The organism is Pradoshia sp. TA40_28, assembly GCF_059694525.1.
The window spans coordinates 348,211-374,194 of sequence record NZ_JCATZO010000002.1 but is presented as its reverse complement, the minus strand read 5'-3'; the positions used below and the strand labels follow the sequence as shown (position 1 = coordinate 374,194).

Below are 25,984 nucleotides of genomic sequence, written 5' to 3'. Positions count from 1 at the left end.
GGATGAAGGCAGTTTTTAGAACAGACCGGGGCAAAGTGAGAATCCATAATGAAGATCAGGGTGGTATATTTTATAAGGAAAATCCTTTTATGATTTTTGCTGTCATTGCCGATGGAATGGGTGGTCACAAAGCAGGTGATGTAGCAAGTGAAATGGCTGTTTCCAAACTAAAAGAAGCATGGGAAACCGAGTTGCATGCAGATTCACCAAGTTCTATTGAATTGTTTTTGGAAGAGCAAATCAAACGTGTTAACCGTGAAATTTACGAGCACTCCATGACACATGAAGAATGTGAAGGTATGGGGACAACCATTGTCGGCGTGATTTGTACAGATAAAACAGCCACAATTGTAAATGTAGGAGATTCGAGATGTTACCTTTTGAATGACAGTGGCTTTAAACAAGTAACTGAAGATCATTCCCTGGTTAATGAGCTTGTGCGTTCCGGTCAAATTTCTAAAGAAGATGCTGCACATCATCCTAGAAAAAATGTCATTCTTCGTGCACTTGGAACAGAAAATAGTGTGGATGTTGATATAAAGACAATCAGTTTTGAAGAAGGAGATCGTCTGTTATTATGTTCAGACGGTCTCTCTGATAAACTTTCCGAATCAGAAATAGAAACCATTATAACAGGCAATGAATCCTTAGAACAAATTGCAGGTACATATATTCAAAAAGCTAATGAAAACGGGGGAGAAGATAATATAACTCTAGTAATCCTTCTGCACAGCTTTGAAAGTGAAAGTGGGTGAGTTATATGTTGACCGGCAAAAGAATTAGCGACAGATATAAGATCCTCCGCATGATTGGTGGAGGCGGAATGGCTAATGTATACCTGGCAAGAGATATGATACTTGATCGGGACGTTGCCCTAAAAATTCTTCGTATGGATTTTTCCAATGATGAGGAATTTATTCGACGATTTCATCGGGAGGCCCAGTCCGCTACAAGCCTGACTCATCCAAACATAGTGAGTATCTATGATGTTGGAGAGGAAGGGGATATTTATTATATTGTGATGGAATATGTCGATGGCATGACATTAAAACAATATATCCAGGCATATGCGTCTATTCCAGTTGAAAAAGCATTGGATATAATGAAACAAATTACATCGGCTGTATCGCATGCCCATCAGAACAATATTGTACATAGAGATATTAAGCCGCACAATATATTGATTGATCATGACGGTAATGTCAAAATCACTGACTTTGGAATCGCGATGGCTCTTAGTGCAACTTCTATAACTCAGACGAACTCTGTCCTCGGGTCTGTTCATTATTTATCTCCTGAGCAAGCAAGAGGTGGAATGGCGAATAAGAAATCAGATATTTATTCACTTGGAATCGTAATGTTTGAATTGATTACCGGCCGATTGCCTTTTTCAGGCGAGTCTGCTGTTTCAATAGCTCTGAAACATCTTCAATCAGAGACTCCTTCTCCAAGAAGATGGAATCCATCGATACCACAAAGTGTGGAGAATATTATTTTAAAAGCAACGGCCAAGGATCAATTTCATCGATATGCCAGTGTGGATGAAATGAAAGAAGATATAGAGACCGCTCTGAATCCTGAAAGATTAAACGAAAGTAAATTTTCCATACCAAATGATGATGATGTTACAAAAGCGATTCCGATTATTACGAATGACCAATTATTTGAGGATTACGATGATACGAAAGTTATCCCAATTGATGAAGATACCGTATTGATGGAGCAGGTTGATGAGTCTGTTGGGAAAAAAGGTTCACTAAAAAAGAATAAGAAAATCAAAAACAAAAACAAAGATAAAACAAAAAAGCAAAAACAGCAGCCTAAGAAAAAGAAAAAATGGCTTAAGGTAATCGGAATTATTTTGGCAACTCTCATTTTGCTTACGATTCTGGCTATTTTGTTTTTACCTGGAATGTTAGCCGCAAAAGATGTTTTGGTACCTGATGTAAATGACAAACAATTGGAAAAAGCTATGTCTACACTGATTGAGCAAGGTTTCGAAATTGGGGAAACAATCGAGAAACCGGATGAGGATATTCCAGCAGGAAATGTGATTAAAACAGACCCTGAAGCAGGGGATACCGTTAAAGAGGGTTCGGTCATTAATGTCTATTTCAGTAGTGGAAAAGCGCAGGTAAACGTCCTCGACTATGTGGATCGTCAATATGAGGACATTAAGTCGCTCATAGAAGGTTTTGGCTTTAAAGATATTGAAATCAATCGGGTAAATGATGATTCTGAAGCAGGGACTGTACTTGAACAGGAGCCGCGACAGGGTGAAGAAGTCATCCCTTCAGAGACAATATTGACATTAACACTAAGCAGCGGTCCGGCTAAAATCACTCTCAAAGATTTAACGGATTATAATCAGAAGGCACTGGATGATTATGAGGCTGATACAGGACTTCAGGTCACCATTGCAAGAGAAGAATACAGCTCGACAATTAAAGAGGGACAAGTGATTTCTCAGGAGCCTGCAGCAGGCACAGCTGTGGAGATTGGGTCAGAGGTCAAAGTAACTATTTCCAAAGGGGAAGAAGAAATTCCGCCCAAGGAAACGAGTAAAGAAGTGACCATAACGTATGATGAAGAATTAGCTGGTGTGCCTCAATCTGTGACAATATTGATCGAGGATTTAAACAACAACATGACTGAACCAGTAGAAACATTCGAAATAACGAAAACTGTCAAAAAAACATTGCAATTTACCATCCCTCATGATGGTAAAGCAGGGTATAAAATCATAAAGGATAATAGTGTTTATGATGAAGGAGTCATTAGTTATTCGGACAGTTAATAGTAAAGGAGGGAATATATGCCTGAAGGAAAAATTATTAAAGCATTGAGCGGCTTTTATTATGTAATGGATGAGGGGCAAGTTATCCAATGCAGGGGCCGTGGTGTTTTTAGAAAACAAAAAGTTACGCCTCTTGTTGGAGATACAGTTATTTATCAAGCGGAAAATCCGACAGATGGATATATAATGGAAATTAAAGAGCGCAGAAATGAATTAGTGCGTCCACCCATTGCCAATGTAGATCAAGCAATTCTCGTATTTTCAGCTGCAGAGCCTGAGTTCAGTACCACTTTATTAGATCGATTTTTAGTATTGGTTGAATCGAAGGACATTGAACCAATCATTTGCATCAGTAAAATGGATTTGCTGAATTCAGAAGAAGAGAAAAAGATACATGATTATGCAGAACAGTACAGAGAAATTGGTTATGATGTTATTTTAACGTCTTCTTTGAAGGAATCAGGGATAACGGAGTTACAGCCTTTCCTAAAAGGAAAAACCTCCGTATTTGCTGGACAATCCGGAGTGGGCAAGTCTTCTCTGTTAAATGTTCTTGATCCTACTCTAAATATAAAAACCAATATAATATCCTCTCATTTGGGCCGAGGAAAGCATACAACAAGACATGTAGAGCTTATTGATCTTGGAGATGGTTTATTAGCTGATACACCGGGATTCAGTTCTCTTGATTTTACCGAGATTGAAGCCGAAGAGCTAACTGGCTGCTTTCCGGAAATGAGAGAAAAAAGCTCGGAATGCAAATTCAGGGGTTGTCTCCACGTTAAGGAGCCCAAATGCGCTGTTAAACAGGGTGTTGAAACGGGCGCTATAGAGGAATATAGATACAATCATTATTTGCAGTTTCTGGAGGAAATAAAAGATAGAAAGCCGAGGTACTAACTATGGTTAAAATTGCTCCATCAATACTATCAGCTGATTTTTCAAAATTGGGAGAGGAAATCCGCGATGTTGAAAGAGGGGGAGCAGATTGGATCCATATTGATGTTATGGATGGCCACTTTGTTCCTAATATAACGATTGGACCACTCATTGTTGATGCCGTGCGTCCTATTACCAAATTAACGCTTGATGTTCATCTGATGATTGAAAATCCAGATCAATATATTGAAGCATTTGCGAAAGCGGGTGCCGATTATATTACGGTCCATGCAGAAGCTTGTACACACCTGCATCGCACCATTCAGTTGATAAAATCCTTTGGGGTTAAAGCCGGAGTGGTATTAAATCCCGCGACTTCTCCAGATGTATTGGATTATGTCTTAGAAGACCTTGATATGGTTCTTTTAATGTCGGTAAATCCAGGCTTTGGTGGACAAGCCTTTATTCCAAGTGTTCTTGATAAAATAGAACAAGTGGATAAGATGATCAAGGAAAAAGGTTTATCCATTGAAATTGAGATTGATGGCGGTGTAAATGAGGAGACGGCCAAACTATGCATGGATAAAGGTGCTACGGTGCTTGTAGCGGGATCTGCTATTTATAATAAAGAAGACAGGAAGAAAGCAATCGAAGCCATTCGCGGCGAGTAATCTTTGATTGTGGCTCGGCTAGGAGAAGTGCGTAATCACTTACTTGGCCAGGGTCCTAGAAACATGTTAAATAGAATTTGATTCTTTTAACCTAATGGCATTTATGTCTTGAATATTGAAAGAATACCGTATAAATAAGGAAAGGGTTGTCCATCAAGTTAAAAGAGGATAACCCTTTTTTTGTATGACAAATAAGTAAAGGAGCAAAACTTATGGAAATCAATATCGTTGCCGGTGGACCCGCTATGTATATTCCTGATTTAAGAATGTTAGATAATAAAGGAAGTGAAGCAATCTGGATTGGGGTGGATCGTGGCTCATTACGAATTTTGGAGGCAGGTATTCATCTTAATGCTGTATTTGGAGACTTTGATTCAATTTCTAAGGGAGAATTGAAGATCGTTCAGGAAAATTGCGATCATTTTTTTGAGTTCCCACCAGAAAAGGATGCAACCGATCTGGAATTGGCTCTTGAATGGGCTTATACCCAAAGTCCGGAGAGAATTACGATTTATGGAGCAAGCGGCGGCAGGATGGACCATGCAATCGCCAATATCATGATACTGTCAGGAGAAGAACATATTCGACATGGAATTCAGACAAGTATAGTGGATCAGAATAATATACTCACCATATATAAACCAGGATCTTATGTGCTGGAAGAAACCGAGTTCAAATACATATCCTTTATACCAATTACCGATGAGGTAGTGGGAATGACGCTTCTAAACTTTAAATACCCTTTAACAGATTTTACACTTCACCGAGGCAGTACATTGTCAGTCAGTAATGAATTAAATTTCAAAACTGGTACTTTTTCGTTTTTGAATGGCATATTATTGGTGGTAAGAAGCAGAGATTAATTTACTTGTTGAACTTTTTCCTCTATATATGAATAAAAATGAATAATGAGAACTGGCAGAGCTAAGGAGGGACACAATGAAATTTTATACGATTAAGTTGCCCCGATTTTTGGGAGGAATCGTTAAGGCTATGTTAGGAGCTTTTAAGAAAGGGTAAATTTCATATATGGCACCCTGCAATGGGGTGTTTTTCTTATGCAGGTGAGGTTATTTCTTTACTATGTATGATGCACTCCAAAAAAAACTGACTCTCTTTGGAACGATTCTTTTATCATTAATCTTCATGATAAATGTGAAATATTATCAAAATCATAAGACTAAATAGGGGGAATTAAGGGAAAAATGAACAAGCATCCTTTAAAAGGATGCTTGTTTTCGTTTATTATACGCGTTCAACTTTACCAGATTTTAACGCTCTTGTAGAAACGTATACTCTTTTCGGTTTTCCGTTAACAAGAATACGAACTTTTTGAACGTTAGCTTTCCATGTACGTTTGTTAGCGTTCATGGCATGAGAACGATGGTTTCCGGAAGTTGTTTTTCTGCCGGTAATAACACATTTGCGTGACATAGCCCAATTCCCTCCTTACTGCCTATATTAATCATTCTTTTTTAGTCGGTCTCTTCAAAAGATACTTTAATAATTTAACATACCTATCGCTATAATGCAATACAATTGAAGCGGTCTTTCAAGAAAAAAACCTTGACATACGATTTTAACTTTGGTTAATTGGTATAGGATAAAGGCTTTCCATTCAAAAGTGATTATAGTAAAATGGTTATAGCTATGGTTACCATAAAGGGGGAACAAATATGTCCATTGAAATGAGTACGAAATACGGACAAATAGATATTTCAAATGATGTACTAGCAATCATTGCAGGTGGTGCAGCCGTAGATTGTTACGGGATTGTCGGTATGGCATCCAAAAATCAAATTAAAGACGGAATTAGTGAAATCTTGCGAAAAGAGAACTTCTCCAAAGGAGTAGTAGTCAGACAGGTTGAAGATGAGTTACATATTGATATGTACATCATTGTAAGTTACGGAACTAAAATTTCCGAAATTGCTCATAATGTTCAATCTAAAGTTAAATATACATTAAACCAAACTGTTGGACTATCGGTAGAATCCGTTAATATTTTTGTTCAAGGGGTTCGTGTTACGAATCCGTAATTTAAGGAGGAAATTTGAGTGGCTATAACATCTATTGACGGCAAAAGATTCGCCGAAATGGTCATACAGGGCGCGAACAGGCTGTCTGCCAATGCTAAATTAGTTGATTCGTTAAATGTATTTCCTGTACCGGATGGTGATACAGGAACAAATATGAATCTATCCATGACATCAGGAGCTAAAGAAGTAAAAAATAATGTACAGGATCATATCGGAAAGGTTGGTTCATCTTTAGCAAAAGGATTACTGATGGGTGCGCGTGGGAACTCAGGCGTTATTTTATCCCAGTTGTTCAGGGGTTTTGCGAAAAACATCGAACCAAAAGCGTCCATCAACAGCAAGGAATTTGCCTTGGCATTTGAAGCTGGTGTGGAAACAGCTTATAAAGCAGTTATGAAACCTGTTGAAGGTACAATCCTGACTGTTGCAAGGGAAGCTTCTAAGGCAGGTTTGGCGGCAGCTGAAACGGAAACAAATGATGTGATCGCAGTAATGGAGGCTGTTGTAAAAGAAGCAAAAGCTTCGTTAAAACGTACTCCTGATTTACTGCCAGTACTTAAAGAAGTAGGGGTAGTCGATAGCGGCGGTCAAGGATTAGTCTTCGTTTATGAAGGATTTTTGGCTGAGTTGAAAGGTGAAAAGCTTGCTGAAACACCTGAGAACACACCTAAAATGGACGAACTTGTGAAAGCTGAACATCATATTAATGTTCAGGGACATATGAAAACAGAAGATATTGAATTCGGCTATTGCACTGAATTTATGGTCCGTTTTGAATCTGAAAAAATAGCTGTAAATCCGTTTAATGAAGAGCAGTTTAGAAATGATTTAAGTGAATACGGTGATTCCCTGCTTGTGATTGCTGATGATGATATCGTAAAAGTCCATGTCCATGCAGAAAACCCAGGGGACTGTTTGAATTACGCACAAAAATACGGCAGCTTAATTAAAATTAAAATTGAGAATATGCGTGAGCAGCATTCAACCATTTTAAATGAAACGGCGAATGAGCTGCGTGAATCAGCTGCACCTGCCAAAAATGAAAAGAAAGATTTTGGTGTAGTAGCAATTGCCATGGGTGAAGGAATTGCAGAGTTGTTCAGAAGTATTGGTGCTGATGTGGTCATTGAGGGTGGACAAACGATGAACCCATCCACAGAGGATATCGTAAAAGCAATTGAATCCATTAATGCGGATCATGTTTACATCCTGCCAAATAATAAAAATATTATTATGGCAGCAGAACAGGCTTCCGATGTCATTGAAAATCCTGTTACGGTAATCCCTAGTAAAACGATTCCTCAAGGATTGACTGCTTTGTTATCCTTTAATCCTGCTGCTCCAGCGAGTGAAAATGAGGATATGATGAAGGATGCCTTAGCGAATGTTATTACGGGACAAGTTACGTTTGCGGTACGTGATACAAGCATTGAGGGTCTTGAAATCGAGAAAAACGATTATATGGGTCTGATTGATGGTAAAATTAAAGTGAAAAACAAGGATAGAGTAGAAGCAGCTAAACAAGTGCTGGAAAACATTCTTGACGATGCAGAAATCTTAACCATTTTGTATGGTGAAGAAAGTTCTCAAGAGGAAGTAGATCACCTTGTTCAATATTGCGCAGATGCCTATCCAGATCTAGAAGTAGAAGTGCATAACGGTAAACAGCCGTTGTATTCCTATATATTTGCAGCTGAATAAAAATTAATATCAGTCATTACAATAATAGAAGGGGGAAACCCCTTCTATTTCAGTATGTAAAGATTTTTTATCAATTTGTACTGGAGAGGGTAGGTAATGAAATATAAAAGTGTATTTGATATAATCGGTCCAATTATGGTTGGTCCTTCCAGTTCTCATACAGCCGGAGCTGCCAGAATAGGAAGAGTAGCGAGAAGTCTTTTTAACAGACAGCCTAAATGGGCAATCATTTCATTTTATGGATCATTTGCTAAGACGTACAAAGGGCATGGTACAGATGTGGCCATTGTGGCTGGATTGCTTGATTATGATACGGCAGATCCACGTCTTATTCAATCTCTTGAGATTGCCAAAGAGAATAACATAGAAATTACATTTATAGAAGAAGATGCGATAACGGATCATCCAAATACCACCAGAATCCAAATGGGTGATGATGAAGGTGAAATGGAATTGGTTGGCATTTCAATTGGCGGCGGGAAAATAGAAATCCTGGAATTGAATGGATTTGAACTGCGCTTGTCAGGTCATCATCCAGCTATTTTAGTTGTCCATGATGATCGATTCGGTGCGATAGCAAGTGTTTCCAATATACTTGCCAAGCATGAAATCAATATAGGGCATATGGAAGTATCACGAAAAGATGTAGGGAAAATGGCATTGATGACTATAGAGGTCGATCAAAATATTGGTCAGAATATTTTAGAGGAAATTTCATTATTAGACCATGTAACACAAGTAACAAAAGTATCGGATTAAAGTGCAGATTATCCTTTATAAGGAGGTTGCTATATGTTTTGCAATGTTGCCGAATTGGTTGAACATGCTGAAAGAAAAGGTGAGAAGATATCTAATAATGTGATAATTCACGACGAAATGAAGTTCATGGGTAGTTCAAAAGCTAGGAAGATGCGGCGATTGCAACAGAATCAGACGGTTATGAAAAAAGCGATTGAAAGAGGAATGGATGGTGTCTGTGCTTATTCAGGGTTAAATGGCGATGATGTTGTGTTGTTGAAGGAATGTATTAAAAAAGACAAAGTTTTGTCTGGAGAAATCCAGCATAATACAGTAAGCAAGGTTGTAACTACAAATGAGGTTGATGCTGCTATGAGAAAAATTTGTACTACACCAATGGGCTGTATAGAAGTGAAAATATTTGGAGTTTCAGCGAACAATGGGTAGCCTAAATGATTTATCCATAGATACGGTGAAAGGGATAGGACCTGAGTCCGCTATGCAGTTGAATAATCTTGGCATCTATTCAGTTGCGGACTTGCTTGAGTATTTTCCGTTTCGCTATGAAGATTATCGGATTAAAGATATCGTGGAAGCAGCCCATGATGAACGGATAACTGTCGAAGGGGTTATTCAATCAGCTCCTAATTTAACTTATTTTGGAAGAAAGAAATCCCGCTTGAATGTAAAGCTTTTAACAGGCCGCCATATCATCACAGTCACTTTCTTTAATCAGCCATATATAAAAAATAAATTGAAGCTAAATGAAACCATAACGGTTACGGGGAAATGGGATAAAAACCGTTTAACTCTGACGGCATCTGAATATAAACTTAATGATCAGGCAAGGGAGCAGGAATTCGAGCCAGTTTATCATACCAGGGGTGATATCTCTGTCAAATCATTGCGTAAATGGATTAAATCAGCTTATCTTGCTTACCATGACAGTATCGTAGAAATATTACCCGAACATTATCTTGAGCAATATAAATTACCAGAGAGAGGTCTGGCCTTACGTTACTTGCATTTTCCACAAAATGCAGCTGAAGTAAAGCAAGCTCACAGAAGATTTGTTTATGAGGAATTCCTCTTGTTCCAAATTAAAATGCAAGCCCTAAGGAAAGTGAAACGGGAAAATTCAAATGGCCAGGTGTATGCCTATGATAATCAAAAATTAAAAAAATTCATATCTTCCTTACCATTCGAACTGACAGATGCGCAAAAAAAGGTCGTTAATGAAATTGCACAAGATTTACGATCTCCATACCGCATGAACAGATTGCTTCAGGGAGATGTTGGTTCCGGAAAAACGGTGGTGGCCGCTATCCTGCTGTATGCTGTTGTAACTTCCGGATACCAGGGAGCTTTAATGGTGCCTACGGAAATTTTGGCAGAGCAACATGCGAATTCCCTCTTTGAATTACTGCAGCCTTTTGGGGTGAATGTAGCTCTTCTAACATCAAGTGTGAAAGGGAAACGTCGTCGTGAAATGATGGAGCTGCTTGAGCAAGGGGAAATTGATATCTTAATAGGTACGCATGCCTTGATCCAAAAAGATGTTAATTTTAAAAAGTTAGGCCTTGTGATTACCGATGAACAGCATCGTTTTGGTGTGGAGCAGCGTCGTATCTTACGAGAAAAAGGGGAAAGCCCAGATGTACTATTCATGACAGCTACACCTATACCAAGGACGCTAGCGATAACGGTCTTTGGTGAAATGGATGTATCGATCATAGATCAAATGCCGTCCGGAAGAAAGAAAATAGAAACATATTGGGCCAAGCATAATATGTTGGACAGAATCCTTGATTTTATGAGTAAAGAATTAGAACAAGGGCGGCAGGCTTATGTGATTTGTCCTCTTATTGAGGAGTCTGAAAAGCTCGATTTACAGAATGTATTAGATGTTCATACAGCCATGTCTCAGTATTTCAGTCCAAAGTTTTCTGTTGGGCTAATGCATGGGAAGCTGCCAGCAGATGAAAAAGATGAAATCATGCGTGGTTTTGGGAATAATAGCATTCAGGTACTTGTGTCAACGACCGTTGTCGAAGTAGGTGTAAATGTACCTAACGCCACCGTTATGGTCATCTATGATGCTGAACGATTTGGATTATCGCAGCTCCATCAATTAAGAGGTCGTGTAGGACGGGGAGCTGACCAGTCTTATTGTATTTTAATAGCAGACCCGAAGACAGAAGTAGGAATCGAACGATTAACTGCGATGTGCGATACAACAGATGGTTTCGCATTAAGTGAGAAAGATCTGGAACTAAGAGGTCCTGGAGATTTCTTTGGCAGAAAACAAAGCGGAGTGCCTGAGTTTAAGATAGCGGATATGGTTCATGATTATCGAGCACTTGAAACAGCCAGAAAAGATGCTGAAGAATTAATTTCGGGTTCTGAATTCTGGACGGATGAAAAGTATAAGTACCTTAGGGATTACTTATCGAACTCAGGAGTTCTCGAAGGTGAGAAATTAGATTGATAGACAGATTGCTTGTTGGAGTCCGAAAAAATCTTGCAATCTGTTTTTCGAAATTATATACTACTATTAGTACCTAGTCATAACACTTCGGAAGGTGAAGGCTTTTGAAACGAAACAAGAAGGATAGACAAGCTATATTAAAGGATATGATCGAGAAAAATCCTTTTATTACCGATGAGGAATTGGCTGAACAATTAAAGGTTAGCATACAAACGATTCGCTTGGATCGTTTGGAATTATCCATACCGGAATTGAGAGAAAGAATAAAGTCTGTTGCTGAGAAGAGAATGACTGATGAGATCAAATCTCTGCCTGTAGATGAAATTATTGGAGATATTATTGATCTTGACTTGGACAACAGTGCTATTTCTTTATTAGATATAAAATCTGAACATGTTTTTAAACGAAATAAAATTGCCAGAGGTCATTATTTATTTGCCCAGGCTAATTCACTGGCTGTGGCGGTAACGAATGAGGAATTGGCATTAACAGCAAAAGCTGCCATTCACTTCACAAAATCTGTATATGAAGGTGATCGCGTGATTGCGAAAGCTAAGGTTATAGAAGTGGATAGGGATAAAGGAAGATCCCTGATTACGGTACACAGCTATGTAGGTAAAGAGCTGGTCTTTAAAGGGGAATTTTCCATGTACCGGACGACTACAGAAAAAAAGGATGAAAAAGAATGAAAATTGCATTAGACGCTATGGGCGGAGATCACGGACCAAAGGAATCTGTAAAAGGCGCAGAAAAGGCGATTAAAGCTTTTCCAGATTTAGAAATCCTGCTTATTGGTAATGAGGCTGAAATTAAAAATCATTTAACTTCCGCAGAACGGATCACGATTATTCATACAGATGAAGTGATAACTGGAGAAGATGAACCGGTGAGAGCAGTTAGAAGAAAGAAAAATGCAACAATGGTGCTTGCTGCTCAGTATGTTAAGGATGGACAGGCTGATGCATGTATCTCAGCTGGAAATACGGGCGCGCTAATGGCCGCAGGTCTCTTTGTGGTTGGAAGAATTGATGGGATTGATCGTCCTGCGCTCAGCCCGACATTGCCGACAATCGATGGCAATGGATTTGTACTCTTAGATGTAGGGGCAAATGCTGATGCGAAGCCAGAACATTTATATCAGTATGGATTAATGGGGTCTGTATACGCTGAAAAGGTTCGTAATATTGAAAAGCCTCGTGTAGGGTTGTTGAATATTGGCACAGAGGATAAAAAAGGGAATGAGCTTACCAAGCAGGCATTTGCTTTATTGAAGGATGCTGACTTTAATTTTATCGGTAATGTAGAAGCCCGGGACTTGTTAAATGGGGTAGCAGATGTTGTCGTAACAGATGGGTTTACCGGAAACATGGTCCTCAAAACAACTGAAGGCACGGCTTCCGCATTATTCAAAATGCTAAAAGACGCCATGATGGTTGATTTAAAGAGCAAACTTGCAGCGGCTGTTTTAAAGCCGGGTCTTAAAGAGCTGAAAAATAAGCTGGATTACTCTGAATATGGTGGTGCAGGTCTATTTGGATTAAAGGCTCCAGTCATTAAAGCACATGGTTCCTCAGACGCCAATGCATTCTATAATGCTATACGTCAGGCGAAAATTATGGTTGAACATCATGTTGCGGAAACGATTCATGAGGCAATAAAAGAATAGTAAGGGGAACGAATATAAGGGGGATATGATGACTAAATTAGCTTTTATTTTTCCGGGTCAGGGGTCACAAACAGTTGGGATGGGAAAAGATGTTTACGATAATTTTCCGAATGCAAAAAACCTCTTTATGAGAGCGGATGAATGTTTGGGTGAGGAATTTAGTAAGCTGATTTTCGAAGGTCCACAGGAGAATTTAACACGTACATATAATGCACAACCAAGTCTTTTGATTACCAGTTTGGCACTTCTTAGCGTATTTCGTGAAATGTCTGATGTAAAACCAGATTATATGGCCGGTCACAGTCTTGGCGAATATACAGCTTATACAGCTGCTGGATCTTTTCAATTTGAGGATGCAGTTAAATTAGTGCGCAATCGAGGCTTGTATATGGAGCAGGCTGTTCCATCCGGGATGGGAACGATGAGCGCTGTTCTTGGTATGGATGAGTCAAAGTTAGAAGAAGTAACAAGGACGATCACTAATCAAGGTGAACCTGTACAATTAGCGAATTTAAATTCTCCTGGTCAAATCATTATCTCCGGAACAACTGAGGGAGTAAGATTGGCAGGAGAGCTTGCGAAGGAAAAAGGAGCAAAGAGAGTGCTTCCTCTGGAAGTGAGCGGTCCTTTTCACTCCTCATTGATGAAACCTGCAGCAAGTAAGCTTGCGGAAAATCTAAATGGTATCGATATTAGGATTCCTGAATATCCGATTATCTCGAACTATACAGGCACTGAAGCAGGAACTGGCAGTGAAATAAAAGAAAGCCTAGTTAAACAGCTGTACTCTCCAGTAAAATGGCAGCAATCAGTTGAGTATATGATCAATGAAGGTGTGACGACTTTTATCGAGTTTGGTCCAGGGACTGTTCTCTCAGGTTTAGTCAAGAAAATCAACCGAAGCGTAAAAATACACTCAATCAAAGATATTGAAACATGTAAAAATGTGGTCACTTCACTTGAAGCGGAGGTTAAAGCAAATGGGTAAATTGGATGGGAAAGTTGCACTGGTTACGGGTGCTTCCAGAGGAATAGGCCGTGCCATTGCCATTGCTCTGGCGAAAGAAGGAGCCTCCGTGGCTGTGAATTACGCCGGGAACAGCGAAAAAGCTGGACAGGTGGTCAGTGAAATAAAAGAAATTGGCAGTGAGGCGGTTGCTATTCAGGGAGATGTGACGGATGCTGATTCGGTTACTGCTATGGTAAAAAGTGTTGCTGAACAATTTGGTAAAATTGATATTTTAGTAAATAACGCTGGAATCACACGTGATAATCTGTTAATTCGCATGAAAGAAGATGACTGGGATTCTGTTATTAATACGAATTTAAAAGGTGTTTTCCTTTGTACGAAAGCAGTTTCCAGACTGATGATGAAACAAAGGCAAGGTCGAGTTATCAATATTTCTTCTGTGGTAGGTGTGAGCGGCAATGCTGGTCAGGCTAATTATACAGCTGCAAAAGCAGGTGTCATCGGTCTAACCAAGACATCCGCCAAGGAATTAGCCGCGCGTGGAATTACGGTAAATGCAATTGCCCCCGGTTTTATTGAAACAGATATGACTAATGATTTAAATGAGGAAGTTGGCGAACAAATGCGGAAACAAATTCCGCTGGGCCGCTTTGGAAGTCCTGAAGATGTGGCTAAAACAGTCGTTTTCCTGGCTTCCGAAGATTCCAGTTATATTACAGGTCAAACGATTCAGGTCGATGGTGGAATGGTCATGTAGTATAAGTGATTGAATATATCCACCAACCCTTGTACAATGGATTAGGGTATAATGCTTGAAGGGAGGTGAAGTTGTGTCAGACGTACTAGATAAAGTAACTAAAATAATCGTAGATCGCCTTGGTGTAGATGAATCCGAAGTTACACTTGAAGCTTCTTTTAAAGATGATCTTGGTGCTGATTCACTTGATGTTGTTGAATTAGTAATGGAACTTGAAGATGAATTCGGTATGGAAATTTCAGATGATGATGCTGAAAAAATTTCAACTGTTGGCGATGCTGTGAACTACATAAAAAGCCAAAACTAATTAGTTTCCTTTGGAGAGCTCCGTATAAATACGGAGCTTTTCATGCTATTATAAAAGATGCTTGTATATATGAAAAACACTGAGATTAGAGAATGACGTTTTCATTTTGTGCCTTTTCCATTTCTATGGATTTATATATACTAAAATGTGAGAAACTTTTTAGTCAGATTAGCAGGGGGTCAATATGCAAAAAAGTAAAAAAAAGACAAATACTGATGCGGATTTTATGGCATTTCAGGACAAGCTTGGTGTATCATTCAACGACATCAACCTATTAAAACAAGCATTTACACATTCATCCTATGTGAATGAGCATCGTCGAAAACCATACGAAGATAATGAAAGGCTGGAATTTTTAGGGGATGCGGTGCTGGAATTAACTGTCTCTCAGTTTTTATATAAAAAGTTTAGCACGATGAGCGAAGGAGAACTAACAAAACTTAGGGCTGCTATTGTTTGTGAACCTTCCCTTGTTAAATTTGCGCTTGAATATTCTTTTGGCCCTTTAATTTTATTGGGTAAAGGGGAAGAGATGACTGGCGGTAGAGAACGCCCGGCTCTTTTGGCAGATGTCTTCGAAGCGTTTATCGGTGCCTTATATTTAGATCAGGGATTAGATGTTGTAATTGAGTTTCTAAAAAAATCTGTCTATCCCAAAATCGACGACGGTGCTTTTTCTCATGTGATGGATTTTAAGAGCCAGCTACAGGAATTGGTTCAAAAAGATGGTATTGGTACATTGGAGTACAAAATACTGAACGAAAAAGGCCCTGCTCATAATAGAGAATTTGTTGCCAGAGTTTCCTTGAATGGGAAAGAATTTGGTGCAGGTAAGGGCAAATCAAAAAAAGAAGCAGAACAGCATGCTGCACAGCAAGCACTGATTAACTTGCAGAAAAGCAGTAAATAAAAAATTAAAAGGCAGTTGGGTACCATGTCAGAAGATAAACAATTGTTCTTGAAACGATTGGATATAGTAGGTTTTAAATCTTTTGCTGAACGTATTTCCGTTGAATTTGTCTCAGGTGTAACTGCTGTGGTGGGTCCGAATGGGAGCGGCAAAAGTAATATAACAGATTCAATTCGTTGGGTGTTGGGCGAACAATCTGCAAGATCGTTAAGAGGATCCAAAATGGAGGATATCATCTTTGCTGGAAGTGACTCCAGAAAAGCTCTTAACTTTGCAGAAGTTACGCTAACTTTAAATAATGAGAGTCAGTTCCTTCCGATTGATTTCCATGAAGTTAGTGTCACAAGAAGGGTAACCCGTTCTGGTGACAGTGACTTTTTCATTAATAAAAAGCCATGTCGACTTAAAGACATTGTTGATTTATTCATGGATTCAGGTCTTGGGAAGGAAGCTTTTTCAATCATTAGCCAGGGAAAAGTAGAAGAAATTTTAAGCAGTAAAGCGGAGGAACGCCGCACGATATTTGAAGAAGCTGCCGGTGTATTAAAATATAAAACAAGGAAGAAGAAAGCGGAAGTTAAGCTAGAGGAAACAAGAGCTAACCTGAACCGCGTTCACGATATACTGCATGAGTTGGAGGGGCAGGTGGAGCCGCTTAAAATCCAGGCATCCATTGCCCGCGATTATCTTCAGCAAAAAGAGGAGCTTGAGGAATTTGAAGCTGCCTTACTTGTATATGAGATAGAAGTTCTTCATGAAAAATGGACGGCTTTATCAAAACAGCTGGAAGATCATCAAGCAAAGGATTCTCAATTCGGATTATTAATTCAGAAAAAAGAATCTGAGGTAGAGGCGATCCGATTGCAACTATCAGAGCTTGATAATCGTATTCAATTACTGCAGTCTACCCTGTTATCTGTCAGTGAAGAACTTGAAAAGGTAGAAGGACGTAAACAAGTTCTCATTGAAAGAATGAAGAATGCAAGCCAAAACAAACAGCATCTCGAAAAAAGTTTGCAAAACTGGAGAGATAAATTAATTCAGGTTACCAATGTTCGGGATGAGAAAATGAGCAGATTGCATCTTCTCCAAGCAGAAACAAAAAAATCAAAACAGAAATTGCAAGAGAAACAAAGCCTGCTCAGTAACTTTGATGGAGATCTGGAAGCGAAGATTGATGCATTAAAAAGTGAGTATATTGAACAGTTGAACCAGCAGGCAGCGGCAAAACATGAGCTAACCTATTTGGAACAGCAATTAAGCCAGCAGCAAAATAAGCATGCAAAGCTGGATCAGGATAATGAAAAATTATTGTCTTCAAGGGAACAGGTGACGGCTCGTTTGAAAGAAACGGAAATACGCCTGCATGCTGTTCAGCATGATTTGGAGAATCAAATACACCGTTATCGTGATTTGCAACGTTCGCATGAAAACTTGAAAACACAATATGAAAAACAAGAAAAAACTCTTTATCAGGCTTATCAATACCTGCAAAAAGCAAAATCAAGAAAAGAAATGCTTGAAGAGATGGAAGAGGATTACTCCGGATTTTTCCAGGGTGTAAAGGAGATTCTTAAAGAGAAGAATAAAAATTTACACGGAATTGAAGGAGCTATTGCTGAATTGCTTCATGTGCCGAAGGATTATGCTGTTGCGATTGAGACTGCATTGGGCGGAGCTTTACAAAATATCGTTGTAGAAGAAGAACAGCATGCCCGTTCTGCGATTGCTTTCTTAAAAAGGAACCGCTTGGGCAGAGCTACCTTCCTGCCTTTATCAACTATTAAAGGGAAATACGTGCCAGCTCAAGTTTTGCAGACATCCGCATCCCATCAGGCCTTTATTGGACTTGCTGCTGATCTTGTGCAGTTTGATGAGAAATATAAAGATGTCATGATGAGCCTTTTAGGCAATGTTTTCATTGTGAAAGATTTAGTCGGAGCTAATGAAATTGCCAAACTTGCTGGGTATCGATATCGAATTGTCACCCTTGAAGGAGATATTGTCAGCCCTGGTGGAGCGATGACTGGTGGAGCAAACAGGCAGTCTGGTTCTTCTATTCTTTCGCGTAAAGGTGAAAAAGAAGAGTTGGTTGATAAAATTACGCAAATGGAAGAACAGACAGCTAAACTGGAAGCTCATGTCAAGAAAATAAAAGCAGATTTAGCTGAGTCTGAAAAACAAGTCACCCGCCTTCGAGAAGCTGGGGAAACTCTTCGCCTGAATGAAGAATCCATTAAAGGGCAAATACGGGAACTTAAAATTGAAGAGCGCAATGTCAATGAACGATTGACCATTTATGATATGGAAAAATCTTCTCTCGATGAAGAGCGTCATCTAAAAGAAAAACGGAAAATAGAATTGATAAACAGCCTTTCTTCCTATGAAATATCTATAAAACAAATGGATACCGATATTAGTAGGTATACAGAACAAAAGCAGATGGACCAATCGAGCAAGGATGTCCTGGTTGAGGAATTAAATGAATTAAAGATTCAATTAGCCTCAAAAACGGAACAACTTCAGCACCAGCAAAATGAAGTGGAGAGATTGACATCCGAAATGAATGAAGTGAAACAAAACATTCGTGAGAATGAGGAAGATCTTGCCTTGTTAGATGGCGAAATGTCATCAAGCTCTACAGGAGAAACCAGTCTGGAACAAACAGCTGCAGAAAAGCTGGAACAGAAGGAAGAAGCGGTTCGTGAAATTAATGTTTTACGGACAAAGCGACAAGAATTATTGGAGCTTGTTGAGGAAAGTGAAGCTGAACTAAAAGAGTGGAAGCGTCAATATAAAGGCTTATCTGAAACATTAAAAGATGAAGAAATCAAGTTGAATCGATTAGATGTGGAGATGGATGCCCGTTTAGATACACTGAGAGAAGAATACACGCTCACATTTGAAGCGGCTAAAAAGCAATATCAGCTTTCGGTTGAACCTGAAGAAGCGAAGCGTAAAGTTAAATTAATTAAGCTTTCTATTGAAGAGCTGGGAACCGTAAATATCGGCGCAATTGAAGAATACGATCGTGTTTCTGAGCGATATGAATTTTTAACTGCCCAGAGAGATGATTTGCAGGAAGCGAAAGATACATTGTTTGAGGTTATCGATGAAATGGATGAAGAAATGAAGCGCCGTTTCGAGATTACCTTCAATGCGATTAAAAAGGAATTCAATGTGGTGTTCCCATCGCTGTTTGGAGGGGGACGTGCTGAACTCAAATTAACAGATCCGAATGATATACTGAATACTGGTGTGGATATTATTGCTCAGCCGCCAGGTAAAAAGCTGCAAAATCTCAGTTTATTATCTGGTGGAGAACGTGCATTAACAGCCATCGCCCTCCTATTTGCGATTTTGCGCGTAAGACCGGTACCGTTTTGTATACTGGATGAAGTGGAAGCAGCGCTTGATGAAGCGAATGTATACCGTTTTAGCCAGTATCTAAAGAAATATAGTAAAGAGACCCAATTTATTGTGATTACTCACCGTAAGGGAACAATGGAGGAAGCTGACGTTCTGTATGGTGTTACGATGCAGGAATCAGGAGTTTCAAAGCTGGTGTCTGTCCGTATGGAGGAATCCAGGCAATTGATTGAATCAACATAAAGGTGGTAAATACATGAGTTTTTTTAAGAAGCTAAAAGAAAAGTTTACTGAACAGACAAGCACTACATCTGAAAAGTTTAAACAAGGATTAACTAAAACAAGGAATTCATTTTCGGAGAAGGTCAACGATTTAGTTGCTCGTTACCGAGAAGTGGATGAAGATTTTTTTGAAGAGCTTGAAGACGTCATGATTCAGGCAGATATCGGTGTCGAAACTGTTATGGAATTAATTGATAAATTGAAATTCGAAGTTAAACGCCGCAATATTAAAGACACAAAAGATGTGCAAAGCGTTATTTCTGAGAAGCTAGTGGAAATTTATCAATCTGGTGAGGAGCAATCCAATGCGGTTAACATTCAGGACGGTCAGCTGACAGTCATTCTATTTGTTGGCGTAAATGGTGTTGGTAAAACGACAACGATTGGGAAGCTTGCTCATAAATATAAAAGTGAGGGCAAAAAGGTACTTATGGCAGCGGGGGATACATTCCGTGCTGGTGCAATCGAACAATTGGAAGTATGGGGAGACCGGGTTGGTGTAGATGTGATTAAGCAAGGAGCCGGTTCAGATCCTGCTGCGGTTATGTACGATGCCGTACAGGCTGCCAAAGCACGTAAAGCAGATATCCTTCTATGCGACACAGCGGGTAGATTGCAAAATAAGGTTAATCTTATGAAAGAGCTTGAGAAGGTTAAAAAGGTTATTGAACGGGAAGTCCCGGGTGCACCACATGAAGTGCTCCTAGTTCTGGACGCTACAACAGGTCAGAACGCGCTGATTCAAACGAAAACCTTTAAGGAAGCGACGGATGTTTCCGGAATTGTTCTGACAAAGCTGGATGGGACAGCAAAAGGCGGAATCGTTATTGCGATTCGAAATGAGCTTGGAATACCGGTTAAATTTGCAGGTTTGGGAGAGCAAATGGATGATTTGCAGGTATTTGATGCTGAACAATTTGTGTATGGTTTGTTTGCTGAATTAGTAGATAAAGCTGAAGAATAAACATGTTTGAAGGAAGAGCTTGTGGTCAATCACAGGCTCTTTTTTGTATGTAATAAGGATCCCAAATAGATTAGTAACCTGGAGGCTCCTATAGGGTGTAACGTGAATTACGTTGGCTCTCTCTAAGAATCGATATTAAGAGAGTAGAACGCTAATTCTGAAATTAACGCTTGTTTAATAAAAGGGGTAAAATCAATTTTTACATTCTGACTTGTATGTGACAGCGCCCCTCTAAAACCTTGATAAAACAAGCTTTATCTCTTTGGGAATGGGTTCTTGACATTCTTTGATTTACCGATTAAACTTGTATTTGTAAAGGTATTTCACTTAACAGAGTTGGAGGGTCAGTAATGCTCGAGAAAACAATGCGGATGAATTACCTATATGACTTCTATCAATCATTGCTGACACCAAAACAAAAAAGTTATATGTCTCTATATTATCTGGACGATTATTCCCTGGGTGAAATTGCCGATGAATATGAGGTGAGCCGCCAGGCCGTTTATGATAATATTAAGCGAACAGAAGCGATGCTTGAAGAATACGAGGCTAAGCTTTTACTGTTTGATAAATCACAGGAACGCAGCCTTTTGCTCAATAAGTTAGGAAGTTTAGCAGAACAGATTAATGAAGAACATGTTAAAGAACAACTGATTGAGATTATAGCATCTCTTGAAAAGTTAGATTAGGAGGCGGCATAATGGCATTTGAAGGTTTAGCCGACCGACTGCAGGGCACATTGCAAAGAATTCGAGGCAAGGGTAAAGTTACGGAAGCTGATGTAAAAGAGATGATGAGAGAAGTAAAGCTCGCACTTCTTGAAGCCGATGTTAACTTTAAAGTAGTTAAGGATTTTATCAAGCGTGTCAATGAAAGGGCTATTGGTCAAGAAGTTTTAAAAAGCTTGACACCTGGTCAGCAGGTAATCAAGGTTGTTAAGGAAGAATTGACGGAATTAATGGGCGGAGAGCAAAGTAAGATTGCTGTATCAAACCGTCCGCCAACAGTTATCCTTATGGTTGGTTTACAGGGTGCAGGTAAAACAACAACTACCGGTAAACTGGCGAATCTGCTCCGTAAAAAATATAACCGTAAACCAATGCTCGTTGCTGCCGATATTTATCGTCCCGCAGCGATTAAGCAGCTTGAAACATTAGGCAGTCAACTTACTATGCCGGTATTTTCTTTGGGAGATCAAGTAAGTCCCGTAGAGATTGCCAAGCAGGGTGTTGCGAAAGCTAAAGAAGAGCATTGCGATTATGTGTTAGTCGATACGGCAGGGCGTTTGCATATTGATGAGAATTTGATGGGTGAACTGACTGAAATTAAAGAAGCAGTAAAACCTGATGAGATTTTCTTAGTTGTAGATGCAATGACAGGTCAGGATGCAGTCAATGTAGCTAAAAGTTTTAACGACCAACTCGAGATCACCGGTGTTATTTTAACTAAATTGGATGGAGATACACGTGGTGGTGCAGCATTATCTATTCGCTCAGTAGCTGAAAAACCGATTAAATTTGTTGGTATGGGTGAGAAGATGGACGCACTTGAGCCATTTCACCCTGAACGAATGGCTTCCAGGATTCTCGGGATGGGCGATGTCCTCACATTGATTGAGAAGGCCCAGACGGATGTGGATGAAGAGAAAGCGCGTGAACTTGAGAAGAAGATGCGTACAGCCTCATTCACATTTGATGATTTCCTGGAACAGCTTGCACAGGTCAAAAAAATGGGACCGCTGGATGATATATTAAAAATGCTTCCAGGTGCAAACAAAATCAAAGGTATGAACAATCTTTCCATTGATGATAAACAAATTGCTCACGTTGAAGCCATTATTAAATCAATGACTAAGAAAGAGAAGGAACAGCCTGAAATTATTAATGCCAGCAGGCGTAAACGGATTGCTAAAGGAAGCGGAAGACCGATCCAGGAAGTAAACCGCCTTCTGAAACAATTCGAAGACATGAAAAAAATGATGAAGCAAATGACTGGCATGCAGCAAAAAGGTAAGAAAAAAGGCGGCTTTAAGCTACCTTTTATGTAAAAAAATAAGGGTGTTAAGAAAAAACACTTTACAAGGGTATATAGATTTGGTAATATACTATCTTGTGTGATACTATTCGGAGGTGCAAGTATAAAATGGCAGTAAAAATTCGTTTAAAACGTATGGGAGCTAAAAAGTCTCCTTTCTATCGTATTGTAGTAGCAGATTCTCGTTCTCCTCGTGACGGTCGTTTCATTGAAACAGTTGGAACTTACAACCCAGTTGCTAACCCAGCTGAAGTGAAAATTGACGAGGAACTAACTTTACAATGGCTTCAAAACGGTGCTAAACCATCTGACACAGTTCGTAACTTGTTGTCTAAAGAAGGCATCATGGAAAAATTCCACAACGCGAAGCAAAGCAAGTAATATAAAGGTCCGTTATGATAGAACTGATTGAAACAATCGTAAAGCCTCTTGTTGATCATCCGGATGACGTGACCGTATCAATGGATGAACAAGCCAACAAGATTGTTTATATCCTTTCTGTTAATCAGAATGACATGGGTAAAATAATCGGCAAACAAGGGCGTGTAGCTAAAGCTATTCGAACGGTAGTGTATACCGCTGCATCCAAGAATGACAAAAAAGTCTATCTGGAAATACGCGATTGAAAAAAGGAGGGAGCAATCCCTCCTTTTTCTTATATACTCATGAATTTTAAGGTCAAGCACTTAGGGGTGATTGATGCCCTTAACATCCCTACGTGCCTTCCTTGTGCGTATCTCAGGTTTTCTGGGTGGATTGACGAATGTAGGGGGTTCGTTCCTTAATACAGTCGTTTCAGCTTTTTGTTTAATCCAGCTTCAGGGCCTAGGAGTTCGGGACATAAGCATAGCCTCTACAGGGAAAATCCCCCTTCCGAGCCTCTGTCTTATGCTCCTCACTCCTGAACGAGCTCTTTCAGCTTTTTGTTCAATCTAGCTTCAGGGCCTAGGAGCTCAGGACATAAGCAAAACCTCTACGGGGGAAGGTCATCCCCTCCGTGCCTTTGTCTTATGCTCCTCGCTCCTGGGCGAGGCCCTTCAGCTTTTTGTTGTCTTTTTAGGTGGTTTCGGGATAGTATTAACTTATGAATGTTGATGGGGTTTTGTTTGATATATAAGTGAAGATATCCTTACATATGATTGGAAAAGAAAGTAACTATAATGATGACGCTTATCATGGATGGTTTTAAGATTCCTTTAGTGCCGTAATAAAATTGTTTGATTGGTATGTAGGAAAGAGGTGCCCTAATGAAAATACTTCAAAATATTATAGTGAAACAGGTGCTGACAGAAAGGAGCAAGCTGCAGCTATTGGAGCAATTTGAATCTAAGAAAAGCGTGTTGAACAAAGAATGTGATCAGTTACGTTTTGAATTGAAAAAATTAGAAAAAACAAAGAAATTCCAGCCAGCCAGTTTGAAAACTCATTTCGAGAAAGAGATTGAGATACGTAAAGAAAAGGTGAAGTTGGTCGACTTTCAGATACAACAGCTTGATATTCTTCCGTATGGAAGTGAATTAAAGGAACGTGAAGTTCAAGCGATAATTGATATTGAAGTAGGGCAAAATTGGGAAGAAGTTGTACAAACTAAGACGATCATCGTTAAAGATGGTATCATTGATGAATTTAAATAGAGGTGAACATAAAGAAATGCAAAAGTGGTTTAAAGTTGGCAAGATCGTTAATACTCACGGAATCAAAGGTGAGGTAAGAATTATTTCAAGTACAGATTTTCCGGAAGAAAGATATAAGAAGGGAAGCACTTTATATATCTTCAAAAAGAATTCCAATCAGCCTATTGAAGTAACTGTAGAAGCTTCAAGACAACACAAGAACTTTTATTTATTGACATTTGCAGGTCATGACACAATTGAGGCAGTGGAGGCTTATAAAGAAGGAGTTCTAAAAATAACAGAAGAACAAATGGGTACCCTTGAAGAAGGTGAGTATTATTACCATGAAATCATCGGATGTACGGTGTGTACTACAGAGGGTGCCGAACTTGGTGTGGTAAAAGAAATTCTATCACCGGGTGCAAATGATGTATGGGTCATTCAAGGGACAGGCGGTAAAGAAGTTTTAATTCCCTATATTGATGATGTCGTAAAAGAGATTGATGTAGATACTAAAATGATTACAATTGAGCCTATGGAAGGATTGCTGGACTAATGAGAATCGATATCCTTACATTATTTCCGGAAATGTTCAGTGGGGTCTTTGGGTCATCAATCCTTAAGAAGGCTGCTGAGAAAAAAGCAGTTGAATATCATACACATAATTTCCGTGATTACTCCGATAACAAGCATCAATCTGTAGACGATTATCCATATGGCGGCGGAGCTGGAATGGTATTGAAGCCTCAGCCAATCTTTGATTGCTTAGAAGAAATTACCCCAAAAGAACAGGATAAGAAGCCACGGGTTATTCTTTTATGCCCGCAAGGCGAACGCTACACTCAAGCCAAAGCAGAAGAGCTAGCGAAGGAAGATCAGCTTATTTTTGTATGCGGACATTATGAAGGGTATGACGAGAGGATCCGTGAGTATGCGGTGACTGATGAAATATCAATCGGGGACTTCGTTTTAACTGGCGGAGAGCTCGGAGCAATGGTCATTATTGATAGTGTAGTCCGATTATTGCCAGGTGTGTTGGGCAATGAGGATTCGCCAGTATTGGATTCCTTTAGTTCAGGGCTTCTTGAGCATCCTCATTATACCCGCCCAGCTGATTTCCGCGGAATGAAAGTACCGGATGTTCTTGTATCAGGCAATCATAAATATATTGATGAGTGGAGAAAAAAAGAATCTCTACGCAGAACCTGGCAAAGGCGTCCTGATCTTCTGGAGCTATACGATCTATCTCAGGAAGAAAAAAAATGGCTTGAAGAAATAAAAAGTGAAGATAGGTAGTTGCAAATCAGGTGTTTTATGTGATAAGATAAATTTTGTGAGTTAAGGTGTAAAACCTTTGCTCTTATAACAATGTTCCGCTGTCATGATCCTAAAAGGCTGATATGAGCATTGGGTGGAAGGAGTTGAATACGATGCATAAATTAATCGAAGAAATCACGAAGGATCAATTAAGAACTGATCTTCCTTCTTTCCGTGCCGGTGATACTGTAAGAGTACACGTTAAGGTTGTTGAGGGAACTCGTGAACGTATTCAGGTATACGAAGGCGTAGTAATCAAGCGTCGTGGAGGCGGAATCAGTGAAACTTTCACAGTCCGCAAAATTTCCTATGGTGTAGGTGTTGAACGTGCATTCCCAATGCACACACCACGTATCGCTAAATTGGAAGTTATCCGTCGCGGTAAAGTACGTCGTGCTAAGCTTTATTACTTGCGTAACCTACGCGGTAAAGCAGCGCGTATTAAAGAAATCCGATAATTACGTGTGTAACGTGAGTGGATA

28 protein-coding genes are annotated in these 25,984 nt (G+C 39.4%); 27 read left to right on the top strand and 1 reads right to left on the bottom strand.

What is annotated here, in order from left to right; translation table 11 throughout:
* The first annotated feature begins 2 nt into the window (after positions 1-2).
* The 6 genes from AC58NB_RS03850 to spoVM all read left to right on the top strand — a co-directional run bounded on the left by AC58NB_RS03850 (position 3) and on the right by spoVM (position 5,367).
* Positions 3-755: a Stp1/IreP family PP2C-type Ser/Thr phosphatase gene (locus AC58NB_RS03850; RefSeq protein ID WP_497425494.1), complete on the top strand. Its 753-nt coding sequence runs from the start codon at positions 3-5 to the stop codon at positions 753-755.
* A 5-nt stretch (positions 756-760) separates the two neighbouring features.
* Positions 761-2,797 carry a Stk1 family PASTA domain-containing Ser/Thr kinase gene (gene pknB / locus AC58NB_RS03845; protein ID WP_497425493.1) on the top strand — a complete coding sequence of 679 codons (2,037 nt, stop codon included), beginning with the start codon at positions 761-763 and terminating at the stop codon, positions 2,795-2,797.
* A gap of 18 nt (positions 2,798-2,815) precedes the next feature.
* Positions 2,816-3,697 (top strand): ribosome small subunit-dependent GTPase A, encoded by an 882-nt coding sequence (rsgA, locus tag AC58NB_RS03840; RefSeq protein WP_497425492.1) that lies wholly within the window; start codon positions 2,816-2,818, stop codon positions 3,695-3,697.
* A 2-nt stretch (positions 3,698-3,699) separates the two neighbouring features.
* Positions 3,700-4,347, top strand: coding sequence for a ribulose-phosphate 3-epimerase (gene rpe, locus AC58NB_RS03835; RefSeq protein WP_497425491.1), 648 nt, complete (start codon positions 3,700-3,702; stop codon positions 4,345-4,347).
* 212 nt (positions 4,348-4,559) lie between these two features.
* Positions 4,560-5,210, top strand: a complete 651-nt coding sequence (locus AC58NB_RS03830; RefSeq protein WP_497425490.1) for a thiamine diphosphokinase — start codon at positions 4,560-4,562, stop codon at positions 5,208-5,210.
* A 76-nt stretch (positions 5,211-5,286) separates the two neighbouring features.
* Entirely contained in the window at positions 5,287-5,367 is an 81-nt protein-coding gene (gene spoVM, locus AC58NB_RS03825; protein ID WP_049671465.1) for a stage V sporulation protein SpoVM, read from the top strand.
* Positions 5,368-5,592: 225 nt separating this feature from the next.
* On the opposite strand, the gene rpmB is transcribed toward spoVM, so the two are convergent.
* The gene (gene rpmB, locus AC58NB_RS03820) at positions 5,593-5,781 is read right to left on the bottom strand and encodes a 50S ribosomal protein L28 (RefSeq protein ID WP_066100570.1); all 189 of its coding nucleotides are present in this window, start codon (positions 5,779-5,781) and stop codon (positions 5,593-5,595) included.
* 242 nt (positions 5,782-6,023) lie between these two features.
* Here rpmB and AC58NB_RS03815 point away from each other — a divergent pair, with 242 nt between their 5' ends.
* From AC58NB_RS03815 to rplS, 21 genes are all read left to right on the top strand, one after another.
* Positions 6,024-6,386: an Asp23/Gls24 family envelope stress response protein gene (locus AC58NB_RS03815; RefSeq protein WP_497425489.1), complete on the top strand. Its 363-nt coding sequence runs from the start codon at positions 6,024-6,026 to the stop codon at positions 6,384-6,386.
* Positions 6,387-6,404: 18 nt separating this feature from the next.
* Positions 6,405-8,087, top strand: a complete 1,683-nt coding sequence (locus AC58NB_RS03810) for a DAK2 domain-containing protein (protein WP_497425488.1) — start codon at positions 6,405-6,407, stop codon at positions 8,085-8,087.
* Positions 8,088-8,183: 96 nt separating this feature from the next.
* On the top strand, positions 8,184-8,846 hold the full coding sequence (gene sdaAB, locus AC58NB_RS03805) for an L-serine ammonia-lyase, iron-sulfur-dependent subunit beta (protein ID WP_497425487.1): 663 nt from the start codon (positions 8,184-8,186) through the stop codon (positions 8,844-8,846).
* A 33-nt stretch (positions 8,847-8,879) separates the two neighbouring features.
* A complete protein-coding gene (locus tag AC58NB_RS03800; RefSeq protein WP_497425486.1) occupies positions 8,880-9,272 on the top strand; it encodes a hypothetical protein in 393 nt (130 codons plus the stop codon).
* Positions 9,265-11,313 (top strand): ATP-dependent DNA helicase RecG, encoded by a 2,049-nt coding sequence (recG, locus tag AC58NB_RS03795; RefSeq protein ID WP_497425485.1) that lies wholly within the window; start codon positions 9,265-9,267, stop codon positions 11,311-11,313. The genes AC58NB_RS03800 and recG overlap by 8 nt, the downstream gene beginning before the upstream one ends.
* A 104-nt stretch (positions 11,314-11,417) precedes the next feature.
* On the top strand, positions 11,418-12,002 hold the full coding sequence (fapR, locus tag AC58NB_RS03790) for a transcription factor FapR (RefSeq protein ID WP_497425484.1): 585 nt from the start codon (positions 11,418-11,420) through the stop codon (positions 12,000-12,002).
* Positions 11,999-12,979, top strand: coding sequence for a phosphate acyltransferase PlsX (plsX, locus tag AC58NB_RS03785; RefSeq protein ID WP_497425483.1), 981 nt, complete (start codon positions 11,999-12,001; stop codon positions 12,977-12,979). The genes fapR and plsX overlap by 4 nt, the downstream gene beginning before the upstream one ends.
* A gap of 28 nt (positions 12,980-13,007) precedes the next feature.
* Entirely contained in the window at positions 13,008-13,967 is a 960-nt protein-coding gene (gene fabD, locus AC58NB_RS03780; protein WP_497425482.1) for an ACP S-malonyltransferase, read from the top strand.
* A complete protein-coding gene (gene fabG, locus AC58NB_RS03775) occupies positions 13,960-14,706 on the top strand; it encodes a 3-oxoacyl-[acyl-carrier-protein] reductase (RefSeq protein WP_497425481.1) in 747 nt (248 codons plus the stop codon). Before fabD ends, fabG begins: the two co-directional genes overlap by 8 nt.
* A 73-nt stretch (positions 14,707-14,779) precedes the next feature.
* Positions 14,780-15,013 carry an acyl carrier protein gene (locus AC58NB_RS03770; RefSeq protein ID WP_497425480.1) on the top strand — a complete coding sequence of 78 codons (234 nt, stop codon included), beginning with the start codon at positions 14,780-14,782 and terminating at the stop codon, positions 15,011-15,013.
* Positions 15,014-15,197: 184 nt separating this feature from the next.
* A complete protein-coding gene (gene rnc / locus AC58NB_RS03765; RefSeq protein ID WP_497425479.1) occupies positions 15,198-15,923 on the top strand; it encodes a ribonuclease III in 726 nt (241 codons plus the stop codon).
* A gap of 42 nt (positions 15,924-15,965) precedes the next feature.
* Positions 15,966-19,535: a chromosome segregation protein SMC gene (gene smc / locus AC58NB_RS03760; RefSeq protein ID WP_497425549.1), complete on the top strand. Its 3,570-nt coding sequence runs from the start codon at positions 15,966-15,968 to the stop codon at positions 19,533-19,535.
* 13 nt (positions 19,536-19,548) lie between these two features.
* Positions 19,549-20,538: a signal recognition particle-docking protein FtsY gene (gene ftsY / locus AC58NB_RS03755; protein WP_497425478.1), complete on the top strand. Its 990-nt coding sequence runs from the start codon at positions 19,549-19,551 to the stop codon at positions 20,536-20,538.
* Between the two features lie 350 nt (positions 20,539-20,888).
* Positions 20,889-21,227, top strand: coding sequence for a putative DNA-binding protein (locus AC58NB_RS03750; protein ID WP_497425477.1), 339 nt, complete (start codon positions 20,889-20,891; stop codon positions 21,225-21,227).
* 11 nt (positions 21,228-21,238) lie between these two features.
* On the top strand, positions 21,239-22,585 hold the full coding sequence (gene ffh, locus AC58NB_RS03745) for a signal recognition particle protein (protein WP_497425476.1): 1,347 nt from the start codon (positions 21,239-21,241) through the stop codon (positions 22,583-22,585).
* A 95-nt stretch (positions 22,586-22,680) separates the two neighbouring features.
* Positions 22,681-22,953 (top strand): 30S ribosomal protein S16, encoded by a 273-nt coding sequence (gene rpsP / locus AC58NB_RS03740; protein WP_490995913.1) that lies wholly within the window; start codon positions 22,681-22,683, stop codon positions 22,951-22,953.
* A gap of 14 nt (positions 22,954-22,967) precedes the next feature.
* Positions 22,968-23,198, top strand: a complete 231-nt coding sequence (locus AC58NB_RS03735; RefSeq protein ID WP_497425475.1) for a KH domain-containing protein — start codon at positions 22,968-22,970, stop codon at positions 23,196-23,198.
* A gap of 621 nt (positions 23,199-23,819) precedes the next feature.
* Complete coding sequence (locus AC58NB_RS03730; protein ID WP_497425474.1) at positions 23,820-24,206, top strand: YlqD family protein; 387 nt, start codon at positions 23,820-23,822, stop codon at positions 24,204-24,206.
* Positions 24,207-24,222: 16 nt separating this feature from the next.
* Positions 24,223-24,741: a ribosome maturation factor RimM gene (gene rimM, locus AC58NB_RS03725; protein ID WP_497425548.1), complete on the top strand. Its 519-nt coding sequence runs from the start codon at positions 24,223-24,225 to the stop codon at positions 24,739-24,741.
* The gene (trmD, locus tag AC58NB_RS03720) at positions 24,741-25,481 is read left to right on the top strand and encodes a tRNA (guanosine(37)-N1)-methyltransferase TrmD (protein WP_497425473.1); all 741 of its coding nucleotides are present in this window, start codon (positions 24,741-24,743) and stop codon (positions 25,479-25,481) included. Before rimM ends, trmD begins: the two co-directional genes overlap by 1 nt.
* Before the next feature lie 134 nt (positions 25,482-25,615).
* Entirely contained in the window at positions 25,616-25,960 is a 345-nt protein-coding gene (rplS, locus tag AC58NB_RS03715; protein ID WP_491076871.1) for a 50S ribosomal protein L19, read from the top strand.
* Positions 25,961-25,984: the final 24 nt, after the last annotated feature.

What these genes read in the sequence shown, in the direction of transcription:
- plsX (WP_497425483.1), top strand. Translation starts at nt 11,999, where the DNA reads ATGAAAATTGCATTAGACGCTATGGGCGGAGATCACGGACCAAAGGAA.
- AC58NB_RS03830 (WP_497425490.1), top strand. Translation starts at nt 4,560, where the DNA reads ATGGAAATCAATATCGTTGCCGGTGGACCCGCTATGTATATTCCTGAT.
- rplS (WP_491076871.1), top strand. Translation starts at nt 25,616, where the DNA reads ATGCATAAATTAATCGAAGAAATCACGAAGGATCAATTAAGAACTGAT.
- spoVM (WP_049671465.1), top strand. Translation starts at nt 5,287, where the DNA reads ATGAAATTTTATACGATTAAGTTGCCCCGATTTTTGGGAGGAATCGTT.
- rpmB (WP_066100570.1), bottom strand. Translation starts at nt 5,781, where the DNA reads ATGTCACGCAAATGTGTTATTACCGGCAGAAAAACAACTTCCGGAAAC.
- AC58NB_RS03730 (WP_497425474.1), top strand. Translation starts at nt 23,820, where the DNA reads ATGAAAATACTTCAAAATATTATAGTGAAACAGGTGCTGACAGAAAGG.
- recG (WP_497425485.1), top strand. Translation starts at nt 9,265, where the DNA reads ATGGGTAGCCTAAATGATTTATCCATAGATACGGTGAAAGGGATAGGA.
- rsgA (WP_497425492.1), top strand. Translation starts at nt 2,816, where the DNA reads ATGCCTGAAGGAAAAATTATTAAAGCATTGAGCGGCTTTTATTATGTA.
- rimM (WP_497425548.1), top strand. Translation starts at nt 24,223, where the DNA reads ATGCAAAAGTGGTTTAAAGTTGGCAAGATCGTTAATACTCACGGAATC.
- AC58NB_RS03750 (WP_497425477.1), top strand. Translation starts at nt 20,889, where the DNA reads ATGCTCGAGAAAACAATGCGGATGAATTACCTATATGACTTCTATCAA.
- fabG (WP_497425481.1), top strand. Translation starts at nt 13,960, where the DNA reads ATGGGTAAATTGGATGGGAAAGTTGCACTGGTTACGGGTGCTTCCAGA.
- trmD (WP_497425473.1), top strand. Translation starts at nt 24,741, where the DNA reads ATGAGAATCGATATCCTTACATTATTTCCGGAAATGTTCAGTGGGGTC.
- rpe (WP_497425491.1), top strand. Translation starts at nt 3,700, where the DNA reads ATGGTTAAAATTGCTCCATCAATACTATCAGCTGATTTTTCAAAATTG.
- AC58NB_RS03735 (WP_497425475.1), top strand. Translation starts at nt 22,968, where the DNA reads ATGATAGAACTGATTGAAACAATCGTAAAGCCTCTTGTTGATCATCCG.
- AC58NB_RS03850 (WP_497425494.1), top strand. Translation starts at nt 3, where the DNA reads ATGAAGGCAGTTTTTAGAACAGACCGGGGCAAAGTGAGAATCCATAAT.
- pknB (WP_497425493.1), top strand. Translation starts at nt 761, where the DNA reads ATGTTGACCGGCAAAAGAATTAGCGACAGATATAAGATCCTCCGCATG.
- ffh (WP_497425476.1), top strand. Translation starts at nt 21,239, where the DNA reads ATGGCATTTGAAGGTTTAGCCGACCGACTGCAGGGCACATTGCAAAGA.
- rpsP (WP_490995913.1), top strand. Translation starts at nt 22,681, where the DNA reads ATGGCAGTAAAAATTCGTTTAAAACGTATGGGAGCTAAAAAGTCTCCT.
- ftsY (WP_497425478.1), top strand. Translation starts at nt 19,549, where the DNA reads ATGAGTTTTTTTAAGAAGCTAAAAGAAAAGTTTACTGAACAGACAAGC.
- rnc (WP_497425479.1), top strand. Translation starts at nt 15,198, where the DNA reads ATGCAAAAAAGTAAAAAAAAGACAAATACTGATGCGGATTTTATGGCA.
- fabD (WP_497425482.1), top strand. Translation starts at nt 13,008, where the DNA reads ATGACTAAATTAGCTTTTATTTTTCCGGGTCAGGGGTCACAAACAGTT.
- AC58NB_RS03815 (WP_497425489.1), top strand. Translation starts at nt 6,024, where the DNA reads ATGTCCATTGAAATGAGTACGAAATACGGACAAATAGATATTTCAAAT.
- sdaAB (WP_497425487.1), top strand. Translation starts at nt 8,184, where the DNA reads ATGAAATATAAAAGTGTATTTGATATAATCGGTCCAATTATGGTTGGT.
- AC58NB_RS03800 (WP_497425486.1), top strand. Translation starts at nt 8,880, where the DNA reads ATGTTTTGCAATGTTGCCGAATTGGTTGAACATGCTGAAAGAAAAGGT.